Origin of the sequence: Phenylobacterium sp. (genome assembly GCF_037138395.1) — a bacterium.
Classification (GTDB): Bacteria; Pseudomonadota; Alphaproteobacteria; order Caulobacterales; family Caulobacteraceae; genus Phenylobacterium.
Genome location: NZ_JBAXIM010000119.1, coordinates 1 through 7,863 on the forward strand (window position 1 = coordinate 1; position 7,863 = coordinate 7,863).

7 protein-coding genes are annotated in these 7,863 nt (G+C 70.4%); 5 read left to right on the top strand and 2 right to left on the bottom strand.

From position 1 onward, the window contains the following. Positions 1 to 1,844 (bottom strand): TonB-dependent receptor plug domain-containing protein (locus tag WCJ52_RS09820; RefSeq protein WP_336903124.1); only part of this gene is annotated, 1,844 nt, incomplete at its 3' end. A gap of 199 nt (positions 1,845 to 2,043) precedes the next feature. Here WCJ52_RS09820 and modA point away from each other — a divergent pair. The 3 genes from modA to WCJ52_RS09835 are packed head-to-tail and all read left to right on the top strand — an operon-like array spanning position 2,044 to position 4,192. After that, positions 2,044 to 2,817 carry a molybdate ABC transporter substrate-binding protein gene (gene modA, locus WCJ52_RS09825; RefSeq protein ID WP_336903125.1) on the top strand — a complete coding sequence of 258 codons (774 nt, stop codon included), beginning with the start codon at positions 2,044 to 2,046 and terminating at the stop codon, positions 2,815 to 2,817. Between the two features lie 3 nt (positions 2,818 to 2,820). Then, positions 2,821 to 3,489, top strand: coding sequence for a molybdate ABC transporter permease subunit (modB, locus tag WCJ52_RS09830; RefSeq protein WP_336903126.1), 669 nt, complete (start codon positions 2,821 to 2,823; stop codon positions 3,487 to 3,489). Then, entirely contained in the window at positions 3,479 to 4,192 is a 714-nt protein-coding gene (locus WCJ52_RS09835; protein WP_336903127.1) for an ATP-binding cassette domain-containing protein, read from the top strand. The genes modB and WCJ52_RS09835 overlap by 11 nt, the downstream gene beginning before the upstream one ends. Before the next feature lie 4 nt (positions 4,193 to 4,196). Here the strand turns inward: WCJ52_RS09835 and selD are convergent, their stop codons facing one another. Continuing rightward, positions 4,197 to 5,267 carry a selenide, water dikinase SelD gene (gene selD, locus WCJ52_RS09840; protein ID WP_336903128.1) on the bottom strand — a complete coding sequence of 357 codons (1,071 nt, stop codon included), beginning with the start codon at positions 5,265 to 5,267 and terminating at the stop codon, positions 4,197 to 4,199. A 99-nt stretch (positions 5,268 to 5,366) separates the two neighbouring features. Here selD and mnmH point away from each other — a divergent pair, with 99 nt between their 5' ends. Together mnmH and WCJ52_RS09850 are read left to right on the top strand one after the other, a co-directional pair. Continuing rightward, positions 5,367 to 6,428, top strand: coding sequence for a tRNA 2-selenouridine(34) synthase MnmH (gene mnmH / locus WCJ52_RS09845; RefSeq protein ID WP_336903129.1), 1,062 nt, complete (start codon positions 5,367 to 5,369; stop codon positions 6,426 to 6,428). An 85-nt stretch (positions 6,429 to 6,513) separates the two neighbouring features. Next, on the top strand, positions 6,514 to 7,689 hold the full coding sequence (locus WCJ52_RS09850) for an amidohydrolase family protein (RefSeq protein ID WP_336903130.1): 1,176 nt from the start codon (positions 6,514 to 6,516) through the stop codon (positions 7,687 to 7,689). Positions 7,690 to 7,863: the final 174 nt, after the last annotated feature.

Here is a 7,863-nt window from a genome sequence, read left to right on the forward strand (position 1 = left end):
GCGAAGAGCCGGGACTGGATCTCATTGACCTGCTTCTCCAACATCCAGCCAACCACAGTGGAGCGGTTGCTGGCGGCCTCGTTGAAGCCTGCGACCGCTGAGGTCCCCACCCAGAAGGGGTTGGCCCCGACGTTCGACATGCTTTGGGCGAAGGCGTTGGTGAAGGGGTTGAAGTAGAAGCAGCCCAACGCCGCATTGCCCGCGTTGGTGGTGTAGTTGCCGGTTTCAGCGGGGGTGCACGAGTCGGCATTGCCTTCCCGGCTGCCATAGCCCCGGAGGGCCAGCTGCAGTCGGTTCACCGAGATGTCTTCCAGGTTGTAGTTGTAGTCCTGCTCCTGGTAGGTGACCGAGGTCTCCCACTTGACCCCGCCCAGCAGGGGCAGGCCCTCGGAGAATTCCCCCTTCAGGCCGCCGGCGATGCGCCAGGTCTCGATCCGGTAGCTGTAGTGGCTGCGGTTATCGGGCTCAGAAGCGTTCCCCGCGAAGCCGATCGGGCGCCAGGCCGTATTCGACGTGGCCACGCCGTAGAGGCCGGCGTTGTTCAGGCCCAACTTGGCGGCAGTGAGGCCGGTGGCGCAGGTGGCCGCATCGATCCCGTAAGGGAAGACCGGACCATTGCAGTTGGCGCCGCCGATCTGGCTGAGCAGGGTGACCAGGCCCGGGTTGGTCGACGGGATGTAGAAGCGCGACTGCTCGCCCGTGCCGGAGGCCGGGATCGGGGAGACGCCGCCGCCCGGCGAGGCGCCCGAGGCCAGGATCGGCGCGGGGAACTGGTTAGGACCCGTCACCGCCCAACCCTGCTGGGGCGTGTCGTGGCCCGCGTAGAGCACCTCGACATGGGCCGAGATCGTGTCGGTCAGGTCGGCGTTCAGCTGGCCGTAGATCTGCCAGTGGTCTTCGTTCTCCACCAGGCGGTCGAAGGTTGTGTACTGGAAGTTGCAGGAGGTGGGCGAGACCGACGTCGAGCCCAGGATATAGGGCGCACCGCCGTTGGCTGCGCAACCGATGTCCGGTAGGCCACCGGCGAAGGTGGCGGTCGTGAAGCCCGTGTTGGCGGACCCGGCGGGCGCCGCCGACGGGTACTGGTACTGGCCGGGGTTGCCGGTGCCGGCCCAGCCGCCCAGCGGATTGACCAGGTAGCCCTCAGGACCGCTGTGCAGGGCCCAGTCTCGTTCCTGGATCGGCAGCTGCGAGCGGTGCCGGTATCCCGCGGCCAGCAGGATGTCGAAGGAGTCCGACTTGTGGCCCCAGGCGGCGGTGAGGTCGTAGTCGCCGTCGGAACCGTTGATGAGCTGGTAGTTGCCGCCGACCTCGAAGCCGTCGAGGTCCGTCCGGGTGATGAAGTTGACCACGCCGGCGATGGCGTCCGAACCGTAGGTGGCCGCGGCGCCGTCCTTGAGCACCTCGACCCGGCCGATCGCGGCGATGGGCAGGAGGTTGACGTCGACGCTGCTGATGATCTGCGGCGAGACCGGGATCCGACGGCCGTTCAGCAGGACCAGAGTCCGCGCACCGGTCGAGGCCGAATTCAGGTTGCGCAGGTTGATGGTGGCCCCGCCGCTGCCTGCGCCGAAGCGGTTGTTCTCGCCGATCACCGCACCGGAGGACGGGATGGTCTTGATGAACTGCACCATGCTGGGCGAACCGCGCTGGGCGAGTTCCTTTGCACCCACTACGTCGACCGGCAGGGCGCCAGTCTCGGGCGTACCGGCGATAAATGAGCCGGTGACGACCACTTCCTCGACCGTGTTGGGCGTGGTTGGTTTGTCCGCAGCAAAGGCTGAAGGGGCCAGGGCAAAGCTGGCGGCGAGCAGGGACACGCCTGCAAAATATCTCGACTTCATAATTTCACTCCCCGTTTTAGCGGTCGGAAAGCATTAAGGGCGCTCTCCGTACCGGAAACGGATCCAATATGTGACGTCGGTTCGTCTTGGGCTAGAGCGTTTTTTCGGCGAGGCCGGAAGCGGGCCGAGCGCGCTTTCGCCCGGCGGTGAAGACGACTACCCTTGCCTGCGGTTGCCGCCCTGACTTCGGAGTTCTCGCGTGTCCCTCACCCGGCGGACCCTGGCCGGACTGATCGCCCTGGCGCCCGGACAGGCCTGGGCACAGCCTGGTCCCCTGGTCGCTGCGGCCTCGGACCTGACCGGTGCCCTGCCCCTCATCGCCGAGCGGTTCCGGCGCGCCGGCGGCGGACCCGTCAGGCTGACCTTCGGGTCTTCCGGTGCCCTGACCCGGCAGATCGAGGCGGGTGCCCCCTTTGAGGTCTTCCTCTGCGCCGAGGCGAGCCTGGTCCAGCGCCTGGCGGCGGGGGACCGAACAGTGGGACCCGGACGCGTCTACGGCCAGGGCCGCCTCGTTCTCTTCGCCCGGAACGGATCCGGGGTCCGCCCCGCCGGTGGGGTGGCTGAACTGGTCCAGGCCCTGAGGGACGGTCGCCTCCAGCGGCTGGCCATCGCCAATCCGGACCATGCGCCCTATGGCCGAGCCGCCCGGGAAGTCCTGACGGCCCTGGGGGTCTGGCCACTGGCCAAGCCCCGCCTCGTCCTGGGAGACTCCGCCGCCCAGGCCGCACGCTTTGCCCTGACCGGGGGTGCCGATGCCGGCCTCCTGCCCCTGTCCCTGGCCCTCGGGCCCGAGCTGACCCGAGCTGGCGCCCATGCCCGGATCGACACGGCCCTGTATGCGCCCCTGGCGCAGACTGCGGTGATCCTGCGCGGTGCCGGGCGCCCCGCGCGGGCCTTCTTCGACTTCCTCGCCACCCCCCAGGCCCGTAGCGTCCTGCGGGATTTCGGCCTCGCTCCGGACGGGAGCGCCTGAGCCATGGACGCCGTCGCCTTCGCCCTGTCCTTCAAGCTCAGCCTCTGGACGGCCTGCCTGCTGGTGCCGGTCGGGGTTCTGGTGGCCCGCACCCTGGCCTATCAGGTGCGTCGGGGTCGGGCCGTCCTGGAGGGGCTCATCGCCCTGCCCCTGGTCCTGCCGCCCACCGTCCTTGGCTTCTACCTGCTGGCCGCCCTCGGCCAGGCCTCCCCCCTCGGCGCCCTCTGGACGGCTGTCTTCGGCAAGGGCCTCGCCTTCAGCTTCGAGGGCCTGGTGGCCGCCTCCCTGGTCGCCAACCTGCCCTTCGCGGTCCAGCCCGCCTTGCGGGCCTTCGAGGCCATCCGGCCCGAGCTGCGAGAGGCCGCCTGGGTCAGCGGGCTCAGTCCCTGGCGGACCTTCTGGACCGTCGAGGCGCCTCTCGCCTGGCCCGGCGTCCTGACCGGCTTCGTCCTGGTCTTTGCCCATACCATGGGCGAGTTCGGGGTCGTCCTGATGATCGGCGGCTCCATTCCCGGCGAGACCCGGACGGCGGCCCTGGCCATCTACGATCGGGTCCAGGCCTTTGACGACGCCGGCGCGGGCGTCCTGGCGGCGGCCCTCGTCGCCGTCTCGGTGGCGGCCATCATCGCGGTCCAGGCCCTGGGCTCCCGGCTGGCGCGACATGACCGCTGAACCCGCCCTCAGCCTGTCCTTTTCCCGGGGTGGGCCCACCGGGGTCGCCGCGGACCTGCAGCTTATGCCCGGCGAGATCCTGGCCCTGACCGGCCCCTCCGGCGCGGGCAAGACCACCCTCCTGCGGATCGTCGCCGGCCTGGTCCGTCCGGGCGAAGGGCGCATCACCTGCGCGGGCGAGGTCTGGCTGGATACGAAAGCCGGGATCTTCGTCCCACCCTTCCGCCGCCGCACGGGCCTGGTCTTCCAGGCCTACGCCCTGCTGCCGCACCTGACGGCCCTGGCGAACATCCGGATGGCCATGGGCGACCTGCCCCGGGACGAGGCGACGGAGGCCGCCCGCCGCCTGATGGCGGACCTGGACCTCGCTGGCCTGGAGGACCGCAAGCCGGCCAACCTCTCCGGCGGCCAGCAACAGAGGGTGGCCATGGCCCGGGCCCTGGCGCGCAGGCCCTCGGTCCTGCTCCTCGATGAGCCCCTGTCGGCGGTGGACCGCCGCTCCCGGCGAAGGGTGCGCGACCAGTTGTCCACCCTGCGGCAGGCCAAGGGCCCGCCCATCCTGCTCGTCACTCACGACCTGGAGGCGGCCGCCGGCCTTGCTGATTGCCTGGCGGTGATGGAGGCCGGGCGCATCCTTGCGTGCGGTCCGCCGGCGGAGGTCCTGGCCGATCCCCAGGTGGCCGAAGTCCTCGACCTCGGCTGAGAGCTCAGGCGCCGGGCACCAGCCGGATCTGCGCCGGCCCCTCGGCAAAGCGGCCCACCCGGGCGGCGTCGAAGCCTGCGGCCCGCAGGTGCGCCAGGACCGCTCCGGCCGCCTCCGGCGCGGCGGCGACCAGCAGGCCGCCACTGGTCTGGGGATCGCTGAGCAGGTCCCGCCGCCAGGTGTCCAGGTCTTCGGCGCCCCGGACGTCGGCGCCGTAGCTTTCCCAGTTGCGCACGCTGGCGCCCGTACGCACGCCCTCCCGGGCCAGGGCCTCCGCCCCGGGCAGGAGCCGGGGCGCCAGGGGGTCGATCGCCAGGGTCAGGCCCGCCCCCCGGGCCATTTCCAGCCCGTGCCCCAGGAGGCCAAAGCCGGTGACGTCGGTCATGGCATGGACGCCGTCGAGGGCCGCAAGGTCCGGTCCCGGCGTATTGAGCCGGGTGGCCGAGCCCACCAGGGCGGCATAGCCCTCGGCGTCCAGCCGGCCCTGCTTGAAGGCGGCGGACAGCACGCCCACACCCAGGGCCTTGCCGAGGATCAGTTCATCCCCCGCCCGGGCGGCGCGGTTGGTCATGACCCGGTCGGGATGGACCAGGCCCAGGGCCACCAGGCCGTAGATGGGCTCAAGGCTGTCGATGGAGTGGCCGCCGGCGACGGGGATTCCCGCCTCGGCGCAGATCTCTGATCCCCCCGCCAGTATGCCGCGGATGGTCTCCACCGGCAGGACGTTGATGGGCATGCCCACAATCGCCAGGGCCAGTATGGGCCTGGCGCCCATGGCGTAGACGTCGGACAGGGCATTGGCGGCGGCGATACGGCCAAAGTCCCGAGGATCGTCCACCATGGGCATGAAGAAGTCGGTGGTGGCGATCAGGGCCTGGGTGTCGTTCAGGCGCCAGACGGCCGCGTCGTCCGAGGTCTCGGTCCCGACCATCAGGCTGGCAAAGGGCGCGGCCTGGGGGGCACCGGCCAGGATCTGCTGCAGGACGCCGGGGGCGATCTTGCACCCGCAGCCGCCGCCATGGGCCAGGCTGGTCAGGCGCACCGGCCCCTGCGTTCCTGTCGCGGATTCCGCCATGCCCCGAGCCTCCTGTTCAGACTGTCCCGGGGCGGGTGTATACCAGCGCCCCATGACCTGCGACCGCCATTTCCCCTCCGGCCGGAAGGGGCCCGCCCGATGAGCGGGCCCGAGACCGTCGACGCCGCCGACGCCGCCACCCGGGCGCGCTTCGACATGGTGATCGACGTGCGCAGTCCCGGCGAGTTTGCCGAGGACCACGTGCCCGGCGCGGTCAACCTGCCGGTCCTCGACAATGCCGAGCGGGCTGAGGTTGGGACCCTCTACGTCCAGCAGTCGCGCTTCCTGGCCCGCAAGGTCGGCGGCGCCTATGTGGCGCGGAACATCGGCGGCCATCTCCTGGGCGCCCTGGCCGACCAGCCCGGCGGCTTTCGGCCCCTCGTCTACTGCTGGCGTGGTGGCATGCGGTCGGGGGCCATGGCCCACATCCTGTCCCAGGTAGGCTGGCGGGTCGGCGTGCTGGCCGGCGGCTACCGCACCTATCGCCGGGAGGTGACGACCCGGCTCTACGACTCGCCTCCTGGCTTCCGGGCCGTGGTGCTCGACGGACCGACGGGATCGGGCAAGACTGAGGTCCTGCGGCGACTGCCCGGCCTGGGGGTCCAGGTCCTGGACCTGGAGGGTCTGGCCGAGCACCGGGGCTCCCTGCTCGGCGCCCTGCCGGGCCGTCCCCAGCCGGCCCAGAAGATGTTCGAGAGCCGCCTCCTCGGCGCCCTGGAGGCTTTTGATCCCGCCCGGCCCGTGGTGATCGAGGCGGAGTCCAGCAAGGTGGGCGAGCGCATGGTACCCCCCGCCGTCTGGACCGCCATGTCGCAGGCCCCCTCGATCCGCCTGGAAGCCACCCCCGAGGCCCGCGCCGCCTACCTCGCCGGGGTCTATGCCGAGACCGCCGGGGACGTGGAGGCCCTGATGGCCCTCCTCTCCCGCCTGCCGAGCAAGCCCGGCGCCCGGCGCCTGGCCGAATGGCGGGCCCGGCTGGAGGCCGGCGACCTTGAGCCCGTGGCCCTCGACCTCGTCGAGACCCACTATGACCCGGCCTACCGCCGCTCCTCCCGCCAGCACGAGCGGCCGGAGCTTGGCCGCATCGACCTCACCACCGTCACCGGCCCGGAGCTCGACCGGGCCGCCGAGGCGGTGGCGGGCAAGGTTCGCGAGACTTGATCTGCGGCTTTTCAAGCCGGGCGTTTTAAGGGAACACTCTGGCCGTCCAGGTGCCGCCCAAGACCGCCAGGCTGGAGGAAGCCAAATGCCCTACGCCCACCGGCCGCTCATTCTCGACGCCGACACTCACATGATGGAACGGTCTGACTGGGTCTCGGCCTTCGCCGACCCGGACATCCGGGCGCGTCTGGCGCCCTTCGGTAAGGGCGAGGCTCGGGTCCTGTCCGCCGTCTCGGACGCGGTCGGCAGGTTCCAGGCCCGCAGTACGGACGCCCGGCTTCGGGCCGAGGCCGAGGCGGACTTCATGTCCATGAAGTTCAAGGGCTGGCATGGCCTGGGCGCCTTTGATGGCGCAGAGCGCAAGCGGGCCAACGACCTGATGGGCTTTGGTGCCTACCTGGTCTTCCCCACGGAGGCCTTCAACCAGGTGATCGCCGCCACGGATCCCGAGGTGCTGGCCGGCGGCGTCCGGGCCCTGAACCGGGGCCTGGCGGACTTCTGCGGTGCAGACCGGCGGATGGGCGGGGTGGGCTATCTGCGCCTGGCCGACGGCCCCGAGGCGGCCCTGGCGGCCCTTGGCGAGATTGTCGCCCTGGGTCTGCCCGCCGTGCTGGTCGACACCCTGCCGCCGCCCGGGGGCATGGGCTTCACCCATCCGGCCTACGACCCGGTCTGGGCGCGGATTCAGGACCTGGGCCTGGCCGTTACCCTGCACATCGGCGCCACCGGCGCGCCCTACGAGCCCGTGCCGCAGGCGGTGTTCAACAACGGCCGGGAGACACCCATCCACCGCACCGGCGACGCCCCCACCGACGCCGTCAGCTACATGGGCATGCCCTTCGAGGCCCAGGTCTTCCTGGCGGCCATGATCTTCGATGGCGTGCTCGAGCGCTTTCCCCGCCTACGGATCGCCGTGGTGGAGCTGGGGGCCTCCTGGGTGGTGTCCTTCCTGAAGCACCTGGACCAGTCCTTCCGCGCCTTCCGCCGGCTGCAGGACCTGGGCCACCTGACCCTCCTGCCCTCCGAATATATGCAGCGCCAGGTCAAGGTGACGCCCTTCGCCGGCGAGGACATCGGCTGGCTCCTGACGAGTGGCGCAGGGGATATGCTGATGTTCGCCTCGGACTATCCGCACCACGAGGGCACGGACGATCCCATCGGCCGCTACGAGCGCACCCTGGCGGGCACTGGCGAGCCCCTGCGTGAGCACTTCTACCACCGCAATTTCGAGGCCCTGTTCGCCGATCATATTTGGTGGTGATGGGCCTCGGCCTGAACGAGATCAGCGTCATCAGGCGCTAGATCCTGTTCCGATATGACAGGGCGAGAGAATTTTCATCAAGCCGTATGCAGGATGGCGAACAGAAACCCCGCTGCGCCGATGGCGCATCTTTCATTTGACGATACGGTAGGTAGACTCGGGAGTGCTCGCGCA

What these genes read in the sequence shown, in the direction of transcription:
- modB (WP_336903126.1), top strand. Translation starts at nt 2,821, where the DNA reads ATGGACGCCGTCGCCTTCGCCCTGTCCTTCAAGCTCAGCCTCTGGACG.
- WCJ52_RS09835 (WP_336903127.1), top strand. Translation starts at nt 3,479, where the DNA reads ATGACCGCTGAACCCGCCCTCAGCCTGTCCTTTTCCCGGGGTGGGCCC.
- selD (WP_336903128.1), bottom strand. Translation starts at nt 5,267, where the DNA reads ATGGCGGAATCCGCGACAGGAACGCAGGGGCCGGTGCGCCTGACCAGC.
- mnmH (WP_336903129.1), top strand. Translation starts at nt 5,367, where the DNA reads ATGAGCGGGCCCGAGACCGTCGACGCCGCCGACGCCGCCACCCGGGCG.
- WCJ52_RS09850 (WP_336903130.1), top strand. Translation starts at nt 6,514, where the DNA reads ATGCCCTACGCCCACCGGCCGCTCATTCTCGACGCCGACACTCACATG.